The sequence below is a fragment of the Micromonospora sp. NPDC048905 genome (assembly GCF_040649655.1).
Taxonomy (GTDB): Bacteria; Actinomycetota; Actinomycetes; order Mycobacteriales; family Micromonosporaceae; genus Micromonospora.
The window spans coordinates 231,413-254,272 of the sequence record NZ_JBEZFV010000005.1; the positions used below are offsets into that span (position 1 = coordinate 231,413).

The following is a 22,860-nucleotide window of genomic DNA, read 5'->3' on the forward strand; positions in this document are numbered from 1 at the left end:
CGTGCTGGCCGGGAGCGGTCCCGGAGCTGGTGACGACCGGTCACCGATGTCCGACCGACGGGACGCGGACGCCGCCGGATGGCCGGGCCGGTAGGCTGACCGCGCCCTGCTCCCGACCCCGAGGGTTGACATGAAGATCGCCGTGACCGGCTCGATCGCCACCGATCACCTGATGAGCTTCCCCGGTCGCTTCGCCGACCAGCTGATCGCCGATCAGCTGCACAAGGTGTCGCTCTCCTTCCTGGTGGACGATCTGGTGCTCCGTCGCGGCGGAGTGGCCGCGAACATCTCCTTCGGCATGGGCCAGCTGGGCCTGCGCCCGGTGCTGCTCGGCGCGGTGGGCGCGGACTTCGCCGATTACCGCTCCTGGCTGGAGCGCCACGGCGTCGACTGCGACTCCGTGCACGTCAGCGAGGTGGCGCACACCTCCCGCTTCGTCTGCACCACCGACACCGACATGTGCCAGATCGCGTCGTTCTACGCAGGTGCGATGAGCGAGGCCCGCAACATCGAGCTCGCTCCGGTCGCCGACCGGGTCGGCGGACTGGACCTGGTGCTGGTCGGTGCCAACGACCCCGAGGCGATGCTGCGGCACTCGGCCGAGTGCCGCACCCGCGGGTACGCGTTCGCCGCCGACCCGTCGCAGCAGCTCGCCCGGATGCCCGGCGAGGACGTCGTGGCGCTCATCGAAGGCGCCGACTACCTGATGACCAACGACTACGAGAAGTCGCTGTTGCAGAGCAAGGCGAAGCTGAGCGACGACCAACTGCTGGACCTGGTCAAGGTCCGGGTCACCACGCTGGGCAAGCACGGTGTGGAGATCGCCGGGCGGGGCATCGACCCGATCCACGTACCGATCGCGCGGGAGATCCGGGCGGTCGACCCGACCGGGGTGGGCGACGGCTTCCGGGCCGGGTTCTTCACCGCGCTGTCCTGGGGGGTCGGGCTGGAGCGGGCCGCCCAGGTCGGCTCGCTGCTGGCCACGCTCGTCCTGGAGACCGTCGGGACCCAGGAGTACGACGTCCGCCGCGACCTGTTCGTCAAGCGCCTGGCCGAGTCCTACGGCGACGAGGCAGCAGAAGAGGTCCGCCCCCACCTGCTCCCGGCCTGACCCAACCCCCCACCCTCGCCGATCTTGCACTTTGTGTCGCCGGATCGCGACTTCTGCGCCCTTTGTCGGGGCAGAAAGTGCAAGATCGCGGGGGCGGACGGGTGCGTCAGTGGAGGCGGCGGACGTCGTAGGCCGGGCCTTCGGGGCCGTTGACGGCTCCCAGATACTCGTGGCCGCGCATCCGGCACCAGGCGGGAATGTCGACCGCCGCCGCCGGGTCGTCCGCGAGCACCCGGACCACCGTGCGCACCGGCACCTGCGGCAACCGTCGGGCCGCCGCGATCACGGGCAGCGGGCACCGCTGTCCCCGACAGTCGATCACCTCGTCCGGCATCGTCACAGCCCCACCACCCCCGCCTCGGCGCGCAACTCGGCGACGATCCCGGGCAACTCGCCGAGGAACCGTTCGACGTCCGCGTCGGTCGTCTCCCGATGCAGGCTGACGCGCACGTTGCCGTGCGAGAGCACCCCCATCGCCTCCAGCACGTGCGACGGCCGCAACGTGGACGACGTGCACGACGAACCGGACGACACGGCGAAGCCCCGCCGGTCCAGCGCGTGCAGCAGCGCCTCACCGTCGACGTAGAGGCACGAGAAGGTGACCAGGTGGGGGAGTCGGAGCACCGGGTCGCCGACCACCTCCACGTCGGGCACCTCCACCGCCACCCGCGCCCGGATCCGATCCACGAGCGCGGCCAGCCGGGTCGCCTCGGCCGCCGCGTCCGCCGCCGCCGCGCGCAGGCTCGCCGCCGCCGCCACCACCGCCGGCAGGTTCACCACCCCGGGGGTACGACCACCCTCCCGCTCGTCGGCCGGCCAGGGTGACTCCCAGCGGGTGCCCTTGCGCACCGCCAACAGCCCCACCCCGGGAGGGCCGCCCCACTTGTGGGCGCTCGCGCTGAGCACCGACCAGCCGGCCGGCAGGGGCACCCGGCCGACCGACTGCGCGGCGTCCACGTAGAGCGGCACCCCCACCTCGGCGCAGGCGGCAGCCGCCTCGGTGACCGGTTGCACGGTCCCCACCTCGTGACTGGCAGTGATCAGCGCGGCCAGCGCGACTCCGGGCGCGCGAACGGCGGCCGACCACGCTGCCAGGTCCAACCGGCCCAACCGGTCGACCGGCACGCCGGTCGCGGTCCCGCCCGCCGCCACGTGTCGCTCCGCCGCGTGCAACACCGCCGAATGCTCGATCGCGGAGTGCACGAGCGTCGACCCGACCCGGTGCCGGGCCGCCAGGCCGCCGAGCACCGCGCCGTGGGCCGCGGTCGTACCGCTGGGGGTGAAGGACACCTCGTCCGGGCGGACGCCGAGCGTCAGCGCGGTGGCCTCGCGGGCGGCGTCGAGCAGTTGTCGTGCCCGGCGGGCCTGGGCGTAGAGCTTGCCCGGGTCGGCCCAGCCGTCGTCGAAGGCCGCCAGCAGCGCCTGCCGCGCGACCGGATGCATCGGCGCGGCGGTCGCCGCGTCCAGGTAGACCGGGGATGCGCTCACAGATCCGCCTCTTGTTCGCGACTGCGGGGCTCGCAACCCCGGCTCACTCCTCGCGCTCACAGATCCGCCGTTTGTTCGCGACTGCGGGGCTCGCAAACCCGGCTCACTCCTCGCGCTCACAGATCGACACGGTATCGCGGCGGTATGCCCATCATCCCCCCAATGGGGGGTGGACAGTGACCCCACCACGGCCGAGCCCGTCATGGTCGAGTAATCTGCGACCGTCGGTGACGCCTTTGCCGCCGGTGCTGAGGAAAGACGCACCGCGGCGCGCTAGGGAGGCAGGACCAGGTGGTCGCAAGGAGTTCGGAGGTACGGCCGTCGGCCGTACGGCACAGCGCTTCGCCAGGGGTCGGTGGACGCCGGGGGCGTGGTGCTGGTCGGTTGGCCGGGCTCGGTCTCAGTGGCGTGGCGCTGCTGATCCTGCTCACGGGCTGTGATGTGGGCCAGGCGTTTGACGGCTTCGGTTGGCCGCAGGGCGGCATCTCGCCGGAGTCCAAGCGGATGTACGACCTGTGGATCGCCTCCTGCATCGCCGCGCTCGCGGTCGGCGTCTTCGTGTGGGGCCTGATCTTCTGGTGCGTCGTGCGCTACCGCAAGCGTGGCAACGCGCTGCCGGTGCAGACCCGCTACAACCTGCCGATGGAGTTCCTCTACACCATCGCGCCGATCCTGATCGTCTCCGTGCTCTTCTACTACACGGCGATCGTGCAGACCGACGTCGACAAGTTGTCGAAGAACCCGGACGTCACGGTCGAGGTCGTCGCCTTCAAGTGGAACTGGCAGTTCAACTACCGCGACGGCCAGGGCACGGAAGCTCGCACCACCGCGTCGACGCTCGGCACCAGCGAGGTCATCCCGGTGCTGGTGCTTCCGACCGGCCGGTCCATCCGCTTCGAGGAGACCAGCCGCGACGTCATCCACTCGTTCTGGGTGCCGGAGTTGCTGTTCAAGCGGGACGTCATGCCGGGCAAGATCCGCAACGTGTTCGAGGTGTCCAGCCTGGACGCCGAGGGCGCCTACGTCGGACGCTGCGCCGAACTGTGCGGCAGCTACCACGCGTTCATGAACTTCGAACTGCGGGTGGTCTCGCCGGAGAAGTACGACCAGTTCCTGGCTGCCAAGCAGAGCGGCAAGTCGACCCAGGACGCGCTGACCCAGATCGGTGAGCAGCCGTACGCGGAGACCACGCAGCCGTTCGACACCCGGCGGACGCAGGACAACTTCAACCCGGACAAAGTTCCGGCCCGCACGGGAAGCTGAGGCAGCCGCATGAAGACCGAGTGGCGTATCTTCCTGATCATCGCCGGGTTCCTCTTCGGTGCCACCATCCTCTACGGCGCCTGGACCAACGGTGCGTCCGGTGGCATCGAGTGGGTGGGCACCGTGGCCCTGCTGCTGTCGTTCCTGCTCTGCTCGATGTGCGGCGGCTTCTTCTGGTTCGTCTCCCGCCGCATCGACCTGCGGCCCGAGGACCGTCCGGACGCCGAGATCGCCGACGGCGCCGGTGAGGTCGGCTTCTTCAGCCCGGGCAGCTACTGGCCGTTCGGTCTGGCGCTGGCCGCCGCGATCGCCGCGCTCGGCATGGTGTTCTGGCAGTTCTGGCTGATCGGTGCCGGTCTGTTGGCGGTCATCTTCTCCGCCTGCGGGCTGCTGTTCGAGTACTACAGCGGCACCCGGCGCACCGCCGAGCACTGATCCACCCGGTCGTCGTCGCGACCGACCCGTACGCCACGAAGGCCCGCCTCCCACTGGGAGCGCGGGCCTTCGTCGTGGGGGCGCTCGTCATGGCGCCTTGGTCGTGGCGCGCGCCGGTGCCCAGGTGCGTGCGGTCTGGGTGCTGCGGCGCGGGTGCGGGGCGGTGCCGGTGGTGTGGTGCCGGTGCTGGGTGGTGAGTGTCAGGCGGCGTGGCGGTGGGTGGGCTGGTGGCGTCGGCGCTCAGCCAGCCGGGTGACCGGAAAGGTGAACGTGGCGATCACCACGGCGACGCCGCAGCCGGTGCAGATCAGCTCGGGACAGTCGGTGTCGTGGCCGTCGACGCAGGGCGGCATCTCGAACGGCGTCACGTCCTGGCAGACATCGCAGTAGAGCTCGCGGTGCGACACGGGTGTCTCCTTCTCACTCCAGGTGAACCACCCCCGGATGCGACAACGACGCACAACGGAAGCGGAGAAGTACTCGCCTGTAGTTTTCCACCCGGGTCCGACAAATCTCCGCCGGGTGCCGCCCGGGAGGCCAACGCAGGCTCGCCGCTGCCGCATGATCAACTCGAAATCATTGCGGTCGGGGTGTCCAGGGCTGCCGGACAGCACCGATCAGACGGGCGCCGGCCCGAGGGCGGCGGCGGTCTTGATCCAGCGGTCCAGGGTCGCGGCGGCCGCGCCGGAGTCGATCGAATCGGCCGCGCGGCTCATGCCCCCGCGAAGCGCCTCGGTCAGGTCGCCGTCGAGCGGACCCTGGGTGGCCAGCGCCGCGGCGGCGTTGACCAGCACCGCGTCCCGGACCGGACCCGTCTCACCGGCCAGCAGGCGACGGGCCACACCGGCGTTGTACGCGGCGTCACCGCCCCGCAGGTCCTGCAGGGTGGACCGGGGTACCCCCAGGTCCGTCGCGTCCAGCACGGCCTCGCGTACGGCGCCGTCCTGGGCCACCCAGACGCGGGTCGGTGCGGCCGTCGTGAACTCGTCCAGGCCGTCCTCGCCGCGCATCACGATCACCGAGTCGCCGCGGGCGGCGAAGACACTCGCCATCACCGGGGCCATCCGGGCGTCGAAGCAGCCGACCGCGCCGGCACGGGGGCGGGCCGGGTTGGTCAGCGGGCCGAGGAAGTTGAAGAAGGTGGGCACTCCCACCTCACGGCGGACCGGGCCGGCATGCCGCATGCCGGGGTGGTGTCGGGCCGCGAAGCAGAACCCGATGCCCGCCTCCTCGACGCAGCGGGCCACCTGTTCGGGGCCGAGATCCAGCGGGATGCCGAGGAACTCCAGCAGGTCGGCCGTGCCGCAGAGGGAGGAGGCGGCCCGGTTGCCGTGCTTCACCACGCGTACGCCCGTGCCCGCGACCACGAGCGCGGTCATCGTGGAGATGTTGACCGTGTGGGCGAGGTCACCGCCGGTGCCGACGACGTCGAGCGCGGTGCGGCGCACCTCCTCGGGAAGCACCACCGGCACGGCGCGACCCAACATCGCCTCGACGAGACCGGCCAGCTCAGCCGGGGTCTCACCCTTGGCCCGCAGCGCGATCGCGAAGCCCGCGATCCGCGCCGCGCTCGCCGAACCGGTCATGATCTCGTCCATCGCCCACGCGGTGTCGGCGGTGGACAGCTCCTCGCCGTGCAGCAGCGAGCTGAGCAGGTGCGGCCAGGTCCGATCGCCCATGGCGGGCCTCCCGAGCGTGCGAAGTGCGGGTGGGCTGGAACGGGCGCCGGCGGATCCGGCGCCGCGACGGTGCCGGACAGCTGGGAGACGTCAGGCGGGTGCGTGCGTCCGCAGCAGCTCGGCCACCGTACCGCCGGTGGTCACCGGGTCGAGCGGGTGCACGAGCGTGGCGTCGACCTCGGCGTACGCGGCGAGCCATCGGTCGGCGGCGCGGGCGATCACCAGGCAGGTCGGAGGAGCGTCGTCCCGGTCGTCCTTGATCTGGCGGGCGATGCCGATGCCGCCACCCGGGCTCGCCTCACCGTCGAGCAGCAGCAGGTCGATCTCGTAGTCGTCGACCAGCCGGATGGTCTCGGCGTAGGTCGACGCGTCGACGAACTCGATCTGCAGACCGGGCGCGGGCCGGGTGCCGACGGCCATCCGCATCCGATCACGGACCTGCGGGTCGTCGCTGTAGAGCAGGACGGTGCAAAGACGATCGCTCATGCCGGCACTCCGCTTCCAACCTCGTAGCTGCCCGCCGATCGTACCGGTCGACGTGACGTAGCCGACATCCCGCCCGGCGGCACCCGTCGGGCGTACCGTCCGGGCAGCTCAGGCGGGCGCGGCGTCGGCGGCGCGCTCGCGGGCCTCCTGGCGGTCCAGCTCGCGGTCGACCCGGCGGGCCTCCCGTTCGGACTGCTTGACCCACTGCACCACCAGCACCGCGAGCATGGTCACACTGACGAACTCACCACCGGCCCAGAGGATGCCGCCGGCGACCACCTGGTCCGCCTTGGGGTCGGACCAGCTCAGGTTGAGCGACGGGTACCAGTCGCCGCCGAAGAGCGTGGTGCTCTGCATGATGGTGAGGCCGAGCACCGTGTGGAACGGCACCGACAGCAGCATCAGGAGCGCACGCGCCGGGTACGGCCAGCGGCCGGGCAGCGGGTCGAGGCCGAGCAGCGGCCAGAAGAACACGCAGCCGGTCATGATGAAGTGCGCGTGCACCAGCTCGTGCGCCCAGGCGTGTTCGAGGGTGAAGCGGTACAGATCACTGAAGTACAACACGAACGGGTTGACCACGAAGATGGCGAACGCCACCAGCGGGAAGCTGTAGACCCGGGCGACGCGGCTGTGCACGATCGCCAGCAGGCGCTTGCGCGGCCCGACCGGCAGGGTGCGCAGGGCCAGGGTCATCGGCGCACCCAGCGCCAGGAAGATCGGCGCCACCATGGACAGCACCATGTGCTGGATCATGTGCACGGACAGCAGCGCGGTGTCGTAGGCGTGCAGCCCGCTGACCGTGACCAGCGCGATGCCGCCCAGCCCGGGGCCGAGGAAGAACACGGTACGGGCGACCGGCCAGCGGTCGCCCCGCAGGCGCAGCCGGTACACCCCGTAGAGGTACAGGCCGGCGGCGAGCACCAGGCCGAGGGCCAGCCAGCTGTCCAGCCGGGTCTCGGTCAGCACCGCGCCGACGGTGAACGGCGGCGGGGCCGAGGTGGCGGCTAAGATCGAATCGACGTGCAGCACGCTTTTCAGGCTAGGCCAGGCGAACCGGACCCCGTCGGTCGGGCCACGGAAGGCGCAGGTTTGCCACCCCGCTGATGGGCGGCCCCGGTCAGGGGCAATAATGACGGCGTGACTGCGGCCCCAGCCATTGACAAGAGCCGGATCCACTCTCTGACCCGACCGAACATGGTCAGCGTCGGGACGATCGTGTGGCTCTCCAGTGAACTCATGTTCTTCGCGGCGTTGTTCGCGATGTACTTCTCGATCCGCGCGGCTGCGCCGGAGCAGTGGGAGAAGCACACCGAGGCGCTGAACATCCCGTACGCGACCACCTTCACGGTGATCCTGGTGCTGTCCTCCGTGACCTGCCAGCTCGGCGTCTTCGCGGCGGAGAAGGGCGACGTGCACGCGCTGCGGCGCTGGTTCACCGTCACCTTCGTGATGGGCCTGATCTTCGTGCTCGGCCAGCTGAACGAGTACCGGCACCTGGTCGAGGACGGCATCAAGATCAACGGAGACGGGTACGGGTCGGTGTTCTACCTGACCACCGGCTTCCACGGCCTGCACGTGACCGGCGGTCTGATCGCCTTCATCATCTTCATGGTCCGTACGACCATGGGCCGGTTCACTCCGGCGCAGGCGACCTCGGCGATCGTCGTGTCGTACTACTGGCACTTCGTCGACGTCGTGTGGATCGGCCTGTACGGCATGATCTACTGGCTTCAGTGATCTTGCGCGTCACGATCCGTGCTGCTGCTCCGTCCCCTGAGACAGGTCCAACCGGTTAAGGACACCGCTCATGACTTCTGACAACGACCGCCGACGCGGTCTGCTCGCGCGGTTGCGTGAGCGGCCCGCCGCGCGCAGCAGGGGCCGCCGCCGGCTGGGCGCCGCGGTCCGGCTGATCGCCGCGCTGATGCTCGCCGGCGGCGCCTACACCGTCTTCGCTCCCGGTGCCCAGGCGCAGGACAATCCGCAGCTGACCGGCGCCGCCGCCGAGGGCAAGGCGCTGTTCGACGTGAGCTGTGTGACCTGTCACGGCCGTAACGCCCAGGGCGTGGAGGGCCGCGGTCCGAGCCTGATCGGCGTCGGCGCGGCCTCGGTCGAGTTCCAGGTCAGCTCCGGGCGGATGCCGCTGGCCCGCCAGGAGGCCCAGGCGCACCGCAAGCCCCCGGTCTTCACTCCGGACCAGGTCACCCAGCTCGGCCAGTACATCCAGGAACTCGGCGGCGGTCCGGTCGTGCCGGGCACCGAGGAGAACCTCCACGAGAACGGCAACGTCGCCGCCGGTGGCGAACTGTTCCGGATCAACTGCTCCCAGTGCCACGCCTTCGGCGGCGGCGGCGGTGCGCTCTCCTCGGGCAAGTTCGCCCCGAGCCTGCACCCGGCGACCGACCGGCAGATCTACGCGGCGATGCTGAGCGGCCCGCAGAACATGCCGGTGTTCGGTGACAACCAGATCACTCCGGAGCAGAAGGCGAACATCATCGCCTACATCCAGGAGACGCTGAAGCACGACCAGGACCCGGGCGGCTTCAACCTCGGGCGGTACGGCCCCTCCACCGAGGGTCTGGCGATCTTCCTGATCGGCATCGTGGCGCTCGTCTTCGCCAGCCTGTGGATTGCGGGCAAGTCGTGACCGAGCGGATCATCCGATTCAGTGCTGTGGCGCCGCTCGGCGCCACCCGTAGCGAGGTGACGGCATGAGCACCCACACCGAGCACCAGGCCCCGCAGGGCCAGGAGCCGCTCGACGTGAACGACCCCAAGCTGACCCGTTTCGACGTCGTTCGCGAGGGCGCGCGTCGGGACGACATCGAGATCGTCCACTACGAGCCGCAGGTGCTGCCGGGCACCAAGGCGGAACGTCGGCTGACCCGCGTGGTCGCCGGGTTCTTCCTGATCACCGGCCTGGCCGCGACCGCGTTCCTGGCCATCTACATCTGGTGGCCGTGGCAGTACGAGGCGGGCCGTGGCGGCGACAAGTGGTACACGCCGCTGCTGGGCGCCACCCTCGGCATCGCCCTGCTCGCCGTCGGCTTCGGCATCCTGACCTGGGGCAAGAAGTTGCTGCCCAAGGAGGTCTCGATCCAGGACCGGCACGAGGGGCAGGTGGACTCCGAAGGCCGCACCATCACCGGCCAGACCATGCTCTACATGGCCGACGAGTTGGGTGTGAAGCGTCGTCCACTGCTCGGCATCTCGTTGCTGGCCGGCCTCGCGCCGGTCGCCGCGGTCGCGGCGGCGCCGCTGGTCGGTGGTCTGATCTCCCAGCCGCACAAGAAGAACCAGATGTTCACCACCGGGTTCGCCTCGGCCGACGGCGGCGAGCCGATCCGCCTGGTGCGCGAGGACGGCCGGCCGGTGCGCCCGGCAGACGTCAGCGTCGGTGGCCAGGTGACGGTCTTCCCCGGCATCGAGCACGGGGTGAGCAACACCCACGCCGACTCCCCGACGCTGCTGATCCACCTCCGGGACTCCGACGCGCAGGAGTCGCGTCAGGCCAACGAGAGGATCGGCCACGGCGACTACATGTGGGGCAACTACGCGGCCTTCTCCAAGATCTGCACGCACGCCGGCTGCCCGGCCAGCCTCTACGAGCAGCAGACCAACCGGCTGCTCTGCCCGTGCCACCAGTCCCAGTTCCTGATCACCAACAACGCCAAGCCGGTCTTCGGCCCTGCCAGCCGGCGGCTGCCGCAGCTGCCGATCGAGGTGGATTCCGAGGGCTTCTTCGTGGCGAAGTCCGACTACACTGAGACCGTCGGGCCTGATTTCTGGGAGCGGCCATGAAGCGTCGAAAGTTTGACCTGGCGGCGACGCCGGGCAAGGCTGCCGTGGGAGTGGACGACCGCTTCCAGGTGGCCACCCCGCTGCGCAAGCTGCTGAACAAGGTCTTCCCGGACCACTGGTCCTTCCTGCTCGGCGAGATCGCGCTGTTCTCGTTCATCGTGCTGCTGCTGACCGGTGTGTTCCTCACCTTCTTCTACGAGCCGGCGATGACCGAGGTGGTCTACAACGGCAGCTACGCGCCGTTGCAGGGCACGCCGATGTCCGCCGCGTACGCCTCGAGCCTGGACCTGTCGTTCGACGTCCGCGGTGGTCTGGTGATGCGGCAGATGCACCACTGGGCGGCGCTGCTGTTCATGGCCGCGATCGTCGTGCACATGCTGCGGGTCTTCTTCACCGGCGCCTTCCGCAAGCCGCGCGAGACCAACTGGATCATCGGTTCGCTGCTGTTCTGGGTCGGCTTCCTGGCCGGCTTCACCGGCTACTCGCTGCCGGACGACGGCCTGTCCGGCACCGGTCTGCGGATCGCCTCGGCGATCATGCTCTCCATCCCGGTGATCGGCACCTGGGTCACCTCGTCGATCTTCGGTGGCGAGTTCCCGGGCACGATCATCATCAGCCGGTTCTTCATCGCCCACGTGCTGCTCATCCCGGGTCTGCTGCTGGCGCTGATCAGCGTCCACCTCGGCCTGGTCTTCAAGCAGAAGCACACCCAGTGGCCCGGCCCCGGCCGGACCAACAACAACGTGGTCGGCGAGCGGATGTTCCCGCGGTACGCGCTGAAGCAGGGCGGCTTCTTCATGGTCGTCTTCGGCGTCATCGCGCTGATGGGCGGTCTGTTCCAGATCAACCCGATCTGGTTGTTCGGCCCGTACGAGGCGTGGGTGGTCTCCGCCGCCAGCCAGCCCGACTGGTACGTCATGTTCCTCGACGGCTCGACCCGACTCATGCCGGCCTGGGAGATCAACATCCCGCTCGGCGACGGGTACGTGATTCCGCCGCTGTTCTGGCCGACTGTCGTGCTGCCCGGCATCCTGGTGGGCCTGTCGACGATGTACCCGTTCCTGGAAGCTCGACAGCTCAAGGACCGCAAGAACCACAACCTGCTCCAGCGCCCCCGGGACGCTCCGGCGCGGACCGCGGTCGGCGCCATGGCCGTCTCGTTCTACGTCGTGCTGACGCTCTCCGGCGGCAACGACGTGATCGCCGACAAGTTCCAGATCAGCTTGAACGCGATGACCTGGGCCGGCCGGATCGGTCTGCTGGTGGTTCCGCCGCTGGCGTACTACGTGACGTACCGGCTCTGCCTGGGCCTGCAGCAGCACGACCGGGAGGTGCTGGCGCACGGCGTGGAGACCGGCATCATCCGGCGCATGCCGGACGGTCGGTTCGTCGAGGTGCACCAGCCGCTCAGCGCGTCGAACGGGCACGCGGACGGTCACGGCGAGCTGGAGTACGTCGGCTGGGTCGTGCCGAAGAAGATGAACCGGCTCGGGGCACTCGGCCCGGCCATCCGGGGCTTCTTCTACCCGATCGAGAAGCCGGTCGAGGCGCCGGTCTCGCCGGGGCACCCGCCGGTCGAGCCCCGACCGGAACGCGAGGAGATCACCAGCGGCGACAGCCGCCGCTGACCGCCCAGACGCACCGTCACGGGGCGCCCGCCGGATTCCGGCGGGCGCCCCGTCGTATCCGTACCCCCCGCCCATCCGACCAGGAGTCGGACGGCCCTGATCGGACCGGTCGACCCCGCGCGACGGGCGATCGCAGGAATAACCCCGGTGAGCCGGGTATCCGTGCGGTCCAACGTCTCAAGGGGGGGAAGCATGTTGGGTATCAAACGCCTCGGCCTGTTGGCCGCGCTGGTACTTGTCGGTGTCGCGCCGGCTGCGGCCGCGCAGGCCGCGGCACAGCCGTCGACGCAGGACACCCAGTACCTGCAGGCGGTACACCAGGTCAACCTGTTCGAGATCACCGCCGGTGACCTGGCCCAGCAGAAGGGTCAGGACCAGGGGGTCAAGGACCTGGGCGCGATGCTGAAGACCGACCACACCCAGCTGGACCAGACGGTGCAGCAGACCGCGTCCCAGCTCGGGGTGGAACTGCCGAACGAGCCCAGTGCCGATCAGCAGGCGGTCATCGACAAGCTGAACAACGCCAGCGGGGCGGAGTTCGACCGGCTCTGGGTGACAAGTGAGCTGGCCGGCCACGTCCAGGCCATCCAGGCCACCCAGACGGAGATCTCGCAGGGCTCCGAGCAGTCGGTGGTCCAGTTGGCCCAGACGGCCCTGCCGACGCTGCAGGCGCACTATGACGAGCTGGTGCAGCTCGCCAACAAGCTGGGCATCCCGGTTCCGCAGACCAGCGCCAGCGGTACACCCAGCCCGGGTGGCACTGGCACCGAGTCCCCGGCTCCGGGTGGCACCGGCACCGAGTCCCCGGCTCCGGGTGGCGGCAGCACCGAGGCCCCGGCTCCGGGCACCACCGAAACGCCGGCTCCCAGCGTGAGCTGACGTAGCGACAGCAGACGGCCGGTCCACCCCTGCGGGTGGACCGGCCGCCGTGTGTGCGGTGGTCAGTCGGCGCTGGAGAGGCCGATCGCGAACGCCTCCTCCAGGTCGTGCTGGGAGTACGCCCGGAACGCGATGTGCGACTTGGTGTTGAGCACGCCCGGCACCTTGGAGATGCTGCCCGCGATGACCTGGGCGATCTGGTCGAACTCGCGGACCCGGACGATGGCGATGAGGTCGACGTGCCCGGCCACCGAGTAGACCTCGCTGACACCGGAGAGGCTGGCCAGGGTCTCCGCCACCTCGGGGATCGCGTCGGTGGCACAGTCGATCAGCACGATGGCGGTGATCACGGGACATTTCTCCGTTCGTCGGCGTCGTCGCCCATGCTAGATGCTCCCCGGCGGCTCGGAGACCGGGTGTGCCCGCCGGCCCGCGCCGGACTCGGCTCAGGCGTGAGCGGTGGCGGCCACGGTCAGGTCGTTCCCGGCCCGGATCGCGTCCTGAAGCCGTTCGCCGTCGCGAACGGTCGCGCCCGGCCACACCACGCTGCGGAACACGTCACCGTCCACCCGTGCGCCCGCGCCGACCACCGACTCCACGCAGCCACCGGTCACCGTGGCGGACCTGTCGACGAGGGTGCCGCCATTCGCGGCGTGCAGGTTGGCGGCCAGGTAGTCGGCGGGGGTGCCCGTGTCGTAGAAGGTGCCCGGGTAGGGCACCACCTCCAGCGCGCCCGCCGCCTCCGCCGGGCGCCAGAGGGCGCGGACCAGGTCGGAGAAGACGACAGGCAGATCGCGGACGAGCCGCCAGGGCAGCAGCGAGAAGCCGGTGAAGTTGTGCCCGGCGAAGGTGCCCGGCGCCGCCGGGTCCGCGGCGGGCTGACCGAGCAGGCGTACGGTGTGCCCGTCCCACCCGTCGAGCAGGGCGGCCACGTCCGGGCCCGGCGCGGCGGCCGGGTCGGCGAGGTACGCGTCGGCGTTGCCGACCAGCACCGGCCGCCCGCCGATCCAGTCCCGCAGGTTGGCCACGCCACCCGCGGTGCCCAGTGGCTCGCCCGGCTCGACGGACAGGTGGGCGCGGTCGCCGACGTGCGCGACCACCTGGTCACCGAGATAGCAGGCGTTCACCGCGACCCGGGCGGGGCCGACCAGGCCGAGCCCCGCGACCCGGGCCAACGCCCGATCCAGCAGCGGGACGTTGCCCACCGGGCAGAGCGCCTTGGGCACCCGTTCGGTGAGCGGACGCAACCGGGTGCCCGCACCGGCGGCGAGCACCAGCGCGCACAGCTCCGCCGGCACGGACGCCGTCCCGGTCACGGCAGGTCGTCGGGGATCGGGGGCGGGAACTGCCCGGCCAGCGGCCCGATGTCGTAGTAGGCGAGCAGCCGGGCCGTCGGCCAGGTCAGCTTGGGCAGGTCGTCCAGCGGGTGCCACGCGGCCTCGAAGACCTCCGCGCCGTCGACCGCCAGCTCGGTGCCGGACGCCGGCACCTCCGCCTCGAAGACCACGTCCACCCAGCCCTTGGCGTGCACGATCGCGTTCGGCACCGCCGGACGGAGCCGGGACGGGGGGAGTCGGACGCCGGACTCCTCGAACAGCTCGCGCGCCGCGCCCACCACCGGGGCCTCGCCGCGGTCCAGAAGGCCGGCGGGCAGTGACCAGCCCTTGCCGGGCGGCTGGCGCAGCATGAGCAGCCGTCCTGCGCCCGGTGCCTCGGAATCGCGGACCAGGGTGACCGCACCGACGATGTACTTCGGCATCGCCAGCTTGACCAGGCGCCGGCGCACCGGCAGCGGCAGCCGGTAGAAAGCCTGGTAGAAGATGGCCCGACCGGTGGCGCGGGAACGGGGGATCATGACTCCAGGCTAGTGGTCACGAATGTTCCTCGGACGCGCTGGGCCGGTCCCGGTCACTGTCGATGGTCGACCAGGTCGATGAGCTGGCGTACCACGGTGTCCGGTTCGATCACCCGGTCGAAGACCGCGACCAGCAGGGTCTCCAGGTCGGGATAGCCCAACTCCTCCGAGAGGCGCAACAGCGGCAGGTCGCTGGCGAGACCCCGGTTGTGCTGACGCAGGGTGAGCCCGATGGTCGCCCGACCCAGACGGACCTTGTCGCTGATCGTGATGCCCGGCTCGGTGTGCTCGGCGAACCACCTGTTGATCTGCATCTGGGCGTGTGGCGACTTGACGAAGCTCAACCACTCCCGCCGGGGGCCACGCGAGGCGACCCCGGCCTCGAACCCGTTGTCGCCGTCGTTCTCGGTGAAGATCTCCACCACGTCGCCCTCGTCCAGCTCCGAACTCAGCGGGGCCAGCCGACCGTTGATCCGCGCCGCGAGACAGTGGTCGCCCCGCTCGTTGCCCAGTTCGTACGCGAGGTCGACCGGGGTGGCGCCGCCCGGCAGCACGACCTGCCGACCCTCGGCGAAGACCTGGATCTGGCCCTCGGCGAGGTCGCAGCGCAACGACTCGAGGAACTGCGCCGGGTCGGCCGCGTCCGGCTCCCAGTCGAGCACCCGGCGCAGCCAGTCCAACTGCTCGGCGCGGGCCGCGGCGCTGCTGCTCCCCGAGCGGGGGAAGCGGAAGTCGGCGGCGATGCCGTACTCGGCGGAGCGGTGCATCTCCTGGTTGCGGATCAACACCTCCACCGTACGGTCCTGGGGGCCGCGGACGCTGGTGTGCAGCGAACGGTAGAGGTTGTTCTTCGGCGAGGCGATGAAGTCCTTGAAACGCCCGGGGATGGGTCGCCAGGTGCCGTGGATCGCGCCCAGCGCGGCGTAGCAGTCGGTGGCCGGGCCGTCGACCACCACCACGATGCGGGGCAGGTCGAACGGGGCGGTGTGGCCGCCGGCGATGGTGTCCTTCCAGATCGAGTAGAGGTGCCGGGGGCGCGGGCTCACCTCGGCGTCGACCCGGCTGCGCTTCAGCGCCACCTTGGTCCGGGTGACCACGGCGTCGAGGTAGGCGTCCCAGCCCGGCCGGTCGTGCACGTGCCGGGCCAGCCGGGCGTGCTCGTCCGGCTCCAGGTGCAGCAGCACCACGTCGTCCAGCTCGCGCTTGAGGGTCTGGATGCCCAGCCGGTCACAGAGCGGGACCAGCACCTCCTGGGTCTTGCGGGCGATGCGCTCCCGCGACGACGCCGAGCGCACCCCGAGGGTGCGCATGTTGTGCAGCCGGTCCGCCAGCTTGATGATCAACACGCGGACGTCCTTGGCGGCCGCCACGATCATCTTGCGGATCGTCTCCGCCTCGGCGGCCTTGCCGTAGAACGCCTTGTCGAACTTGGTCACCCCGTCGACCAGGTGGGCCACCTCGCCGCCGAAGTCCTCGGAAAGCGCCTGGAGGGTGTAGCGGGTGTCCTCCACGGTGTCGTGCAGCAGCGCCGCGACCAGAGTGGTGGTGTCCATCCCCAGCTCCGCGCAGATCTGCGCCACCGCGAGAGGATGGGTGATGTACGGCTCACCGCTCTTGCGGAACTGCCCGCGGTGCATGTTTTCCGCGATCGTGTACGCACGTCGCAGCACCGCGGGATCGGTGCCGGCGTGGATGCCCCGGTGGGTGCGCACCAGTTGGGTGACCGGGTCGGAGTCGGTGGTCGGCCAGCTGAGCAACGACCGCAGCCGGCGGGCGAGCGGCAGCTCACCCGGCTGTGTCGGCAGGGCGCCCCCCAGGGCGGCGCCGTGTCCGGCGTCGACGTCCACGAGGGACACCTCCTCACCCCGGCTCCGCGACGCCGGAACCCGGCGGCGGGAGCAGGCCCACGAATCGGGCAGGACTGCACTCCTCTAACAGCCTAAGCGAGTCGACGTAGTCCGATCGGTCAGTTGGTCATGAGCGTTCGGTCGAGAGTTGGTGAGACGCGCCGTTCTCGGCCTTCGCCAGCAGGTCACGGAAGCGCCCCGCGCCGCCCACCGGGGACGACCAACCGGAGGACATCTCGACCAGTCGGGTCTCCGGTCGTTCCAACCAGGACAGGATCCGCTCGGACTCCTCGGCGGTCGCCGCCGGCACCGGGCCGTGCCCGCCGGCCACCGTTTCGGCGGTGGCCCGGATGGTGGCCAGCGTGGGTCGCGGGTGCGCGCCGGGCGGGGACACCCCCGCGCCGGCCAGCCGGCCGTGCCGCACCAGCGCCAACTCCCAGCCGCCCCGGGCGGCCGGCCGGGCCGCGGCCAGCTCGACGATCCCGGTCAGCGCGGCCAGCCGCTGCATCCGCACGGTGGCCCGCAGCACCGCCGTCAGCCGGGACCGCACCACCGCGGCCTCCTCGTAACGCTGGTCGGCCGAGAGCACGTCGATCCGGGCGAGCAGTGCGTCCACCACCGGCTGCGGGTCACTTGTCGTGGCGGTGCGGAAGGGCCGGGCCGCTCTGTCGTCGTACTCCTCGGGGGTGATCTTGTGCTCGCAGGGCGCCGGGCAGCGACCCAGCTCGGCCAGCGCGCAGGCCGGCGTGACGGTGCGCAGCGAGAGCCGGTGCGTGCACTGGCGCAGCGGCACGGCGTCGTGGAAACCGGCGGCGGCCAGCTCCGCGGCCCGCCGGGAGGTGAACGGGCCGAGGTACGCGGTGTCGGTGGGGGAGAGGTCGCGGACGATCGAGAGCCGGGGATAGGGACCGTCGGTCAGCTTGAGCCAGACCATCCGCTCCGGGTATTTCGACCGTCGGTTGTACGGCGGGGCGTGCGCGGCGATCAACCGCAGCTCGCGGACCTCCGCCTCCAGCGAGTGCGCGCACTCCACCGCCTCGACCCGCTCGGCCGCCGCCAGCATCTCGGAGATCCGGGCGCGCTTCTCCCCGGCGGTGAAGTAGCTGCGCACCCGGGTGGCGATGTCGACGGAGGTGCCCACGTAGAGCGGGCGGTCGTCGGCGGCCCGGAAGATGTAGACCCCCGGGACCTTGGGCAGCCCCTCGGCCAGGTGCCGTTTGCGGCGTTGGGTCGGGGTGACCGCGCGGGCGAACTCGATGGCGTCGCCGACCGTGTCCACCCGGTGCCCGCCGAGCCGACCGATCAGCCCGTGCAGCACGTCGACCGTCGCCTTCGCGTCGTCGAGGGCCCGGTGGGTGGGCTGGGTGGCGGTGCGGAAGTAGGCGGCCAGGGTGCCCAGCTTGCGGTTGGGCACCTCGTCGCGGGTCAGCACCCGGCGGGCCAGCGCCGCCGTGTCCAGGACCCGGGGGTTGGGCCAGCGGTAGCCGTGCTTGGCGCAGGCCGCCTTGAGGAAGCCCACGTCGTAGGGGGCGTTGTGGGCCACCAGCACCGCGTCGGCGATGAACTCCAGGAAGCTGGGCAGCACCTGCTCGATCGGCGGCGCCGGCACCAGCATCGCCTGGGTGATGCCGGTCAGCACGGTGATGAACGGCGGGATCGGCTGCCCCGGGTTGACCAGGGTGGCCAACACCCCCAACTGTTCGCCACCGCGCACCCGGACCGCCCCGATCTCGGTGATGCCGCCGCCGTCCGGCGCGCCGCCGGTGGTCTCCAGGTCGACCACCACGAAGGTGGTCGCGTAGAGCGGCAACGCCGGGTCCACCCCGCCCACCGTCGGGTCGAGACCGGCCAGTGACTCCTGGACGTACTCCGCCTGTGCCATCGGCGGCACGCTAGCGCGTCGGTCCGACACTCGCGTCGCAGCCGTCCCACCAGTCACCATGGGGCTAGGATGAGAGATCGGCTCACTCACCGGGCGGTGGGCCCGGCCGCGGTGGGAGACTTGCCACATGCCCCTCACCGAGCCGTCCGACGACCACCTCCCGCAGGAGGATCTGGTCGCGCTCGACGGGGCCGCCAGCAACCCGGACGACAACGTAGTCAGCGCGACATCCGACGCATCCGACCCGACCACGGCGGGCGACGGCGCGGCTGGTGAGCCGGAGCCGACGCTGCCCGAGCCGACGCTGCCCGAGCCGGTCCGGCAGCGGATCGTGACGCTGACCGCCACGGTCCTGCCCACCCTGCCCGCCGACGAGGTGCCGGTGCCGTTGCGTCGGGTGGCCAAGTTCGCCCCGAACCGGCGTGCCCGGCTCGGCGCGCCGGCCATCGCCGCCCAGCTCACCGCCGACCCGCTGTTCCGGCAGCGGGTCACCGCCCGGGTCCTGGCCGACGCCGGCGACCTCGGGGCCGCCGTCGTCGAGGGCACCGCGCCCGCCGCCGCCGACCCGGTCGAGGTCGCCGCGCTGGCCTACCTGGCCCGGCCGCGCGGCTGGCGGGAGCTGATCGACGCCAGCGGTGCCGCCGTGCGTGCCGAGGCGGACAGCGCGGTCGTCGCCGAGCTGGTCCGCGAGGCCGAGCAGCGGGCCACCCGCGCCGAACACGACCGGGCGGTGGCCCGGGTCGAGGCGGAGAAGCTGCGCGACGAGCTGGCCCGCGTCCGCGAGGAGCTGGGTCAGCTCCGTGAGGAGTCCCGGCAGGTCGCCCGCACCCTCCGGGAGACCCAGGCCCGTGAACGCAAGGCCACCGAACTGCTGGCCACCGAGCGCGGCCGGGCCGCGCGCGCCAGCGCCGACGTCGACGCCGAGCTGCGCCGCGCCCGCGCCCGACTGGCGGAGGCGGAGGCCGCCGCCGGGGTGGCCCGGGCCAGCGCCAAGGAAGCCCGCTCGGTCGACGACGCCCGGCTCTGGCTGCTGCTGGAGACCATCGGCCAGGCCGCCGTCGGGCTGCGCCGCGAGCTGGCGCTCGACCCGGTCGACAAACTCCCCGCCGACTTCGTCGCCGACGCGTTCGCCGAGCAGCCGGGCACCGCTCCGGCCAGCCCCGCCGCACGTGCCCGCGACACCGACGACCCGGCGCGGCTCGACCAACTGCTCGCTCTGCCCCGGGCACACCTCGTGGTGGACGGCTACAACGTCACCAAGCGCGGCTTCGGCGAGATGTCGCTGGAGCAGCAGCGCAAACGCCTGATCACCGGGCTGGGCGGGATCGCCGCGCAGACCGGCGACGAGGTCACCGTGGTCTTCGACGGCGCCGAGCGGATGCACGGGCTGCCGCCCGCGCCGCGCGGCGTCCGGGTGCTGTTCTCCCGCAAGGGCGAGACCGCCGACGAGCTGATCCGGCGACTGGTCCGCGCCGAGCCGGCGGGGCGGCCGGTGGTGGTGGTCTCGTCCGACCGTGAGGTCGCCGACGGGGTACGCCGGCACGGCGCCTACCCGCTGGGTGCCGACTCGCTGCTGCGGCGGCTCGCCCGCTCCTGACCGCCGTCGACTCGAGTTCCATGATGTCGGGGTGTCCGACCGCGTGGGATGGCCCGTTTTCGTTGAACTGGAGTGGATCTCGCCCCCAAACGGACGGTCGGACGCGGTTTCTGTCGTACCCGGTGGTTAGCGTCGATGTGACCGACGGTGCTCGGTCGGCGACGGCAGGGTGCGCCGACCGTGCGTCGCGAGCGATCAGGAGGCGTGATGCTCATCGACTGCGACGGGTGCGCGAAGCGGGACGCCGGCTGCTCCGGCTGCCCGCTCACCGCCCTGTTCGACGAGACGTCCCCGGCCGCCGGGCTGGTCGCCGCCGAGGTGGAGGCGATCGAGGTGCTCGCCCGCGCCGGTTTCGACGTGGAGGTGTTGGCCGCGCCCACGCGTACCGCGGCGGCTCGCCGCCGTGCTGTCCGCCGGATCGCCTGAGCGCGACACCGTGCCCGGAAGCGGGCTTCTCGCGGACCATAGGATGAGCGGTCACGGCGGGAGGAGCGGCGCGATGAGCGGGGTACGACGGGCGGTGACGCGGTGACCCCGCGCGGGTGGGCGCTGCTGACCCTGGCCGGGCTGACCATCGCGCTTGTCGTGATCGCCGCGCTGCTCATCCCGTGGCACCGACCGCCGGCCCCGCGGGCCGACCAGCTCGCCGCGCTGCGTGACCTGCCGGCCGAGCAGGTGGCCAAGGGGCGGGAGTTCCGAGCCGCGCTGCGCCCGGGCGGTTACACCGCGCTCGCCGTGGGGCTGCTCGTCGCTCTCGCGCTCGGGCTGACCCCGCTGGGCAGTCGCCTGGTCGAGCTGGTGGGCCGGCCGTTCGGGGGGCACTGGGTCGCGCAGGCGGTGCTCGGTGGGCTGGCCGTGATGCTCGTCGCCGACCTGGTGACGCTGCCGTTCGCCGCCTGGCGCCAGAGCGTACTCACCCGCTACGGGTTGAGCACCAACGGCTGGAGTGGCTGGGCGGTCGACCTGCTGAAGTCGTACGCGGTCAGCGCGGTGATCGGCGCGGTGGCGCTCGTCGGCTTCTACGCGGTGATCCGGTTCGCGCCGCGCTGGTGGTGGGCGTTCGGCGCGGCGGGTGCGGCTCTGCTGGTGGTGCTGCTGTCGTTCGTGCTGCCGGTGCTGGTGGAGCCGGTGTTCAACAAGTTCACGCCGATGGAGCAGGGTCCGCTGCGTACCGAGCTGATGAGCATGGCCGCCCGCGACGGGGTGCCGGTGCGCGACGTGCTGGTCGCCGACGCGTCCCGGCGCACCAAGGCGGTCAACGCGTACGTCTCCGGTCTCGGGCCGACCCGTCGGGTGGTCGTCTACGACACGCTGCTGCGCGAGGCGACCCCGGCCGAGGTGACCGCCGTGGTCGCGCACGAGCTTGGGCACGCGAAGGACTCCGACGTGACGGTGGGCACGCTGACCGGGGCGCTGGGCGCCGCGGCGGCCGTGGTGGCGCTCTATCTGCTCGGCTCGTGGGGGCCACTGTTGCGGCTGGCCGGCGTCGACTCGGTCGCCCAGCCACGCGCGTTTCCGTTACTGCTGGCACTCGTCACGGTGGCCGGCCTGGTCGCCGCGCCGGTGCAGGCGCTGATGTCGCGACGGGTGGAGGCGCGGGCCGACGCACACGCGCTCGCGCTGACCCGTGACCCGCAGGCGTTCGAGTCGATGCAGCGCCGGCTCGGCTCGGTCAACCTCGGCGACCCCGATCCGCCACGCTGGGAATACCTCTACTCGGCCTCGCATCCGTCCACCGTCGAGCGGATGGCCGCCGCGCGCGCGTACGCCCGGGAGGCCGGCCGATGAGCCGCACACTGTTGATCACCAACGATTTCCCGCCCCGTCCGGGCGGCATCCAGTCCTTCGTGCACAACCTCGCGGTGCGGCAACCGGCCGGTTCGGTGGTCGTTTACGCGTCGAGCTGGCGGGGGGCCGAGAAGTTCGACGCCGACCAGCCGTTCGAGGTGATCCGGGAACGCACCCGGGTGCTGCTGCCCACCCCGTTGATCGCCCGCAGGGCGGCGCGGTTGGCGCGCGCGTACGACTGCGACACGGTGTGGTTCGGTGCGGCGGCCCCCTTGGGGTTGCTCGCCGCCGGCCTGCGTCGGCGTGCCGGCGTACGCCGGGTGGTGGCGCAGACCCACGGCCACGAGATTGGTTGGGCGGCGTTGCCGGCCGCCCGGCCGGCGCTGCGGCGCATCGGTCGGGGTGTGGATGTCACCACCTATCTCGGCGAGTACACCCGCAGCCGGCTGGCCCGCGTGCTGGACGGGGTGACCGAGCTGCGCCGGCTCGCCCCGGGGGTCGACGTGGACACCTACCACCCGACCGTGGACGGCGAGCAGGTCCGGGCCCGGCTCGGGTTGACCGACCGTCCGGTGGTGGTCTGTGTGTCCCGGCTGGTGCCGCGCAAGGGTCAGGACATGCTGATCCGGGCGCTCCCGGAGATCCGCCGCCGGGTGCCCGAAGCGGCTCTGCTGATCGTCGGCGGTGGTCCGTACCGGGCGACCCTGGAGAAGCTGGCCCGACAGACCGGTGTGGAGCGGGACGTGGTGTTCACCGGCTCGGTGCCGTCGGCCGAGTTGCCGGCGCACTACGCGGCCGGCGACGTCTACGCGATGCCGTGTCGCACCCGCAACCGGGGGCTCGACGTGGAGGGGCTGGGCATCGTCTACCTGGAGGCGTCCGCGACCGGCCTGCCGGTGGTGGCCGGTGACTCCGGGGGCGCACCGGACGCGGTCCGTGAGGGGGAGACCGGTTACGTCGTACGCGGGCGCGACGTGGCCCAGCTCGCCGACCGGGTGGCCCGTTTGCTCGCCGATCGGGACCTGGCCCGCCAGCTGGGCGCTGCCGGCCGGGCCTGGGTGGAGCGGGAGTGGCGCTGGGAGGCACAGGCGGAACGGATGGCGGCGCTGCTCGCCGGTTGAT

General features: G+C 71.5%; 23 protein-coding genes. 12 read left to right on the plus strand and 11 right to left on the minus strand.

The window, feature by feature from the left end:
• Nucleotides 1–130: 130 nt before the first annotated feature.
• Complete coding sequence (locus AB0C01_RS15600; protein WP_357245106.1) at nt 131–1,111, plus strand: carbohydrate kinase family protein; 981 nt, start codon at nt 131–133, stop codon at nt 1,109–1,111.
• Nucleotides 1,112–1,217: 106 nt separating this feature from the next.
• Here the strand turns inward: AB0C01_RS15600 and AB0C01_RS15605 are convergent, their stop codons facing one another.
• Nucleotides 1,218–1,451 carry a sulfurtransferase TusA family protein gene (locus tag AB0C01_RS15605; protein WP_357245108.1) on the minus strand — a complete coding sequence of 78 codons (234 nt, stop codon included), beginning with the start codon at nt 1,449–1,451 and terminating at the stop codon, nt 1,218–1,220.
• On the minus strand, nt 1,448–2,599 hold the full coding sequence (locus tag AB0C01_RS15610) for an aminotransferase class V-fold PLP-dependent enzyme (protein ID WP_357571453.1): 1,152 nt from the start codon (nt 2,597–2,599) through the stop codon (nt 1,448–1,450). Before AB0C01_RS15610 ends, AB0C01_RS15605 begins: the two co-directional genes overlap by 4 nt.
• Nucleotides 2,600–2,890: 291 nt before the next feature.
• On the opposite strand from AB0C01_RS15610, the gene coxB reads away from it, so the two are divergent.
• Together coxB and AB0C01_RS15620 are read left to right on the plus strand one after the other, a co-directional pair.
• Complete coding sequence (gene coxB, locus AB0C01_RS15615) at nt 2,891–3,862, plus strand: cytochrome c oxidase subunit II (RefSeq protein WP_357245111.1); 972 nt, start codon at nt 2,891–2,893, stop codon at nt 3,860–3,862.
• Nucleotides 3,863–3,871: 9 nt separating this feature from the next.
• Entirely contained in the window at nt 3,872–4,297 is a 426-nt protein-coding gene (locus AB0C01_RS15620; protein ID WP_357245113.1) for a cytochrome c oxidase subunit 4, read from the plus strand.
• 200 nt (nt 4,298–4,497) lie between these two features.
• Here the strand turns inward: AB0C01_RS15620 and AB0C01_RS15625 are convergent, their stop codons facing one another.
• From AB0C01_RS15625 to AB0C01_RS15640, 4 genes are all read right to left on the minus strand, one after another.
• Nucleotides 4,498–4,704: a hypothetical protein gene (locus AB0C01_RS15625; protein WP_357245115.1), complete on the minus strand. Its 207-nt coding sequence runs from the start codon at nt 4,702–4,704 to the stop codon at nt 4,498–4,500.
• 210 nt (nt 4,705–4,914) lie between these two features.
• Nucleotides 4,915–5,976, minus strand: coding sequence for an anthranilate phosphoribosyltransferase (gene trpD / locus AB0C01_RS15630; protein WP_357571454.1), 1,062 nt, complete (start codon nt 5,974–5,976; stop codon nt 4,915–4,917).
• Between the two features lie 90 nt (nt 5,977–6,066).
• Nucleotides 6,067–6,462 (minus strand): hypothetical protein, encoded by a 396-nt coding sequence (locus AB0C01_RS15635; protein ID WP_145779657.1) that lies wholly within the window; start codon nt 6,460–6,462, stop codon nt 6,067–6,069.
• A gap of 108 nt (nt 6,463–6,570) precedes the next feature.
• Nucleotides 6,571–7,500 (minus strand): cytochrome c oxidase assembly protein, encoded by a 930-nt coding sequence (locus AB0C01_RS15640; RefSeq protein WP_357245208.1) that lies wholly within the window; start codon nt 7,498–7,500, stop codon nt 6,571–6,573.
• Nucleotides 7,501–7,599: 99 nt separating this feature from the next.
• Here AB0C01_RS15640 and AB0C01_RS15645 point away from each other — a divergent pair, with 99 nt between their 5' ends.
• The 5 genes from AB0C01_RS15645 to AB0C01_RS15665 all read left to right on the plus strand — a co-directional run bounded on the left by AB0C01_RS15645 (nt 7,600) and on the right by AB0C01_RS15665 (nt 12,769).
• Nucleotides 7,600–8,199, plus strand: coding sequence for a heme-copper oxidase subunit III (locus AB0C01_RS15645; protein WP_357245119.1), 600 nt, complete (start codon nt 7,600–7,602; stop codon nt 8,197–8,199).
• A 70-nt stretch (nt 8,200–8,269) separates the two neighbouring features.
• Complete coding sequence (locus tag AB0C01_RS15650; RefSeq protein WP_357245121.1) at nt 8,270–9,109, plus strand: cytochrome c; 840 nt, start codon at nt 8,270–8,272, stop codon at nt 9,107–9,109.
• A 64-nt stretch (nt 9,110–9,173) separates the two neighbouring features.
• On the plus strand, nt 9,174–10,262 hold the full coding sequence (locus tag AB0C01_RS15655; protein WP_357245123.1) for a Rieske 2Fe-2S domain-containing protein: 1,089 nt from the start codon (nt 9,174–9,176) through the stop codon (nt 10,260–10,262).
• Complete coding sequence (locus AB0C01_RS15660) at nt 10,259–11,890, plus strand: cytochrome b N-terminal domain-containing protein (RefSeq protein ID WP_357571455.1); 1,632 nt, start codon at nt 10,259–10,261, stop codon at nt 11,888–11,890. Before AB0C01_RS15655 ends, AB0C01_RS15660 begins: the two co-directional genes overlap by 4 nt.
• Nucleotides 11,891–12,082: 192 nt before the next feature.
• Entirely contained in the window at nt 12,083–12,769 is a 687-nt protein-coding gene (locus AB0C01_RS15665) for a DUF4142 domain-containing protein (protein ID WP_357571456.1), read from the plus strand.
• 62 nt (nt 12,770–12,831) lie between these two features.
• Here AB0C01_RS15665 and AB0C01_RS15670 read toward each other — a convergent pair whose 3' ends face one another.
• The 5 genes from AB0C01_RS15670 to AB0C01_RS15690 form a co-directional block, all read right to left on the minus strand.
• Complete coding sequence (locus AB0C01_RS15670) at nt 12,832–13,119, minus strand: Lrp/AsnC ligand binding domain-containing protein (protein ID WP_357571457.1); 288 nt, start codon at nt 13,117–13,119, stop codon at nt 12,832–12,834.
• A 96-nt stretch (nt 13,120–13,215) separates the two neighbouring features.
• Nucleotides 13,216–14,085, minus strand: a complete 870-nt coding sequence (locus AB0C01_RS15675) for a sugar phosphate nucleotidyltransferase (RefSeq protein WP_357571458.1) — start codon at nt 14,083–14,085, stop codon at nt 13,216–13,218.
• Nucleotides 14,082–14,624 (minus strand): NUDIX domain-containing protein, encoded by a 543-nt coding sequence (locus AB0C01_RS15680; protein ID WP_357245131.1) that lies wholly within the window; start codon nt 14,622–14,624, stop codon nt 14,082–14,084. The genes AB0C01_RS15675 and AB0C01_RS15680 overlap by 4 nt, the downstream gene beginning before the upstream one ends.
• 53 nt (nt 14,625–14,677) lie before the next feature.
• The gene (locus AB0C01_RS15685; RefSeq protein ID WP_357245210.1) at nt 14,678–16,471 is read right to left on the minus strand and encodes an HD domain-containing protein; all 1,794 of its coding nucleotides are present in this window, start codon (nt 16,469–16,471) and stop codon (nt 14,678–14,680) included.
• Between the two features lie 127 nt (nt 16,472–16,598).
• Nucleotides 16,599–18,353: a DEDD exonuclease domain-containing protein gene (locus AB0C01_RS15690; RefSeq protein ID WP_357245133.1), complete on the minus strand. Its 1,755-nt coding sequence runs from the start codon at nt 18,351–18,353 to the stop codon at nt 16,599–16,601.
• A 127-nt stretch (nt 18,354–18,480) separates the two neighbouring features.
• Between AB0C01_RS15690 and AB0C01_RS15695 the strand changes: the two genes are divergently transcribed.
• From AB0C01_RS15695 to AB0C01_RS15710, 4 genes are all read left to right on the plus strand, one after another.
• Nucleotides 18,481–19,950: an NYN domain-containing protein gene (locus AB0C01_RS15695; protein WP_357245135.1), complete on the plus strand. Its 1,470-nt coding sequence runs from the start codon at nt 18,481–18,483 to the stop codon at nt 19,948–19,950.
• A gap of 207 nt (nt 19,951–20,157) precedes the next feature.
• Nucleotides 20,158–20,376, plus strand: coding sequence for a hypothetical protein (locus AB0C01_RS15700; protein ID WP_357245137.1), 219 nt, complete (start codon nt 20,158–20,160; stop codon nt 20,374–20,376).
• Between the two features lie 102 nt (nt 20,377–20,478).
• Nucleotides 20,479–21,738 carry a M48 family metallopeptidase gene (locus tag AB0C01_RS15705; RefSeq protein WP_357245139.1) on the plus strand — a complete coding sequence of 420 codons (1,260 nt, stop codon included), beginning with the start codon at nt 20,479–20,481 and terminating at the stop codon, nt 21,736–21,738.
• Nucleotides 21,735–22,859, plus strand: coding sequence for a glycosyltransferase family 4 protein (locus tag AB0C01_RS15710; RefSeq protein WP_357571459.1), 1,125 nt, complete (start codon nt 21,735–21,737; stop codon nt 22,857–22,859). Before AB0C01_RS15705 ends, AB0C01_RS15710 begins: the two co-directional genes overlap by 4 nt.
• Nucleotide 22,860 lies beyond the last annotated feature (1 nt).

Bases quoted from the DNA above. Each gene is read 5' to 3' on its own strand.
- AB0C01_RS15600 (WP_357245106.1), top strand. From the start codon at position 131: ATGAAGATCGCCGTGACCGGCTCGATCGCCACCGATCACCTGATGAGC.
- AB0C01_RS15620 (WP_357245113.1), top strand. From the start codon at position 3,872: ATGAAGACCGAGTGGCGTATCTTCCTGATCATCGCCGGGTTCCTCTTC.
- trpD (WP_357571454.1), bottom strand. From the start codon at position 5,976: ATGGGCGATCGGACCTGGCCGCACCTGCTCAGCTCGCTGCTGCACGGC.
- AB0C01_RS15635 (WP_145779657.1), bottom strand. From the start codon at position 6,462: ATGAGCGATCGTCTTTGCACCGTCCTGCTCTACAGCGACGACCCGCAG.
- AB0C01_RS15650 (WP_357245121.1), top strand. From the start codon at position 8,270: ATGACTTCTGACAACGACCGCCGACGCGGTCTGCTCGCGCGGTTGCGT.
- AB0C01_RS15655 (WP_357245123.1), top strand. From the start codon at position 9,174: ATGAGCACCCACACCGAGCACCAGGCCCCGCAGGGCCAGGAGCCGCTC.
- AB0C01_RS15660 (WP_357571455.1), top strand. From the start codon at position 10,259: ATGAAGCGTCGAAAGTTTGACCTGGCGGCGACGCCGGGCAAGGCTGCC.
- AB0C01_RS15665 (WP_357571456.1), top strand. From the start codon at position 12,083: ATGTTGGGTATCAAACGCCTCGGCCTGTTGGCCGCGCTGGTACTTGTC.
- AB0C01_RS15680 (WP_357245131.1), bottom strand. From the start codon at position 14,624: ATGATCCCCCGTTCCCGCGCCACCGGTCGGGCCATCTTCTACCAGGCT.
- AB0C01_RS15690 (WP_357245133.1), bottom strand. From the start codon at position 18,353: ATGGCACAGGCGGAGTACGTCCAGGAGTCACTGGCCGGTCTCGACCCG.
- AB0C01_RS15695 (WP_357245135.1), top strand. From the start codon at position 18,481: ATGCCCCTCACCGAGCCGTCCGACGACCACCTCCCGCAGGAGGATCTG.
- AB0C01_RS15700 (WP_357245137.1), top strand. From the start codon at position 20,158: ATGCTCATCGACTGCGACGGGTGCGCGAAGCGGGACGCCGGCTGCTCC.
- AB0C01_RS15710 (WP_357571459.1), top strand. From the start codon at position 21,735: ATGAGCCGCACACTGTTGATCACCAACGATTTCCCGCCCCGTCCGGGC.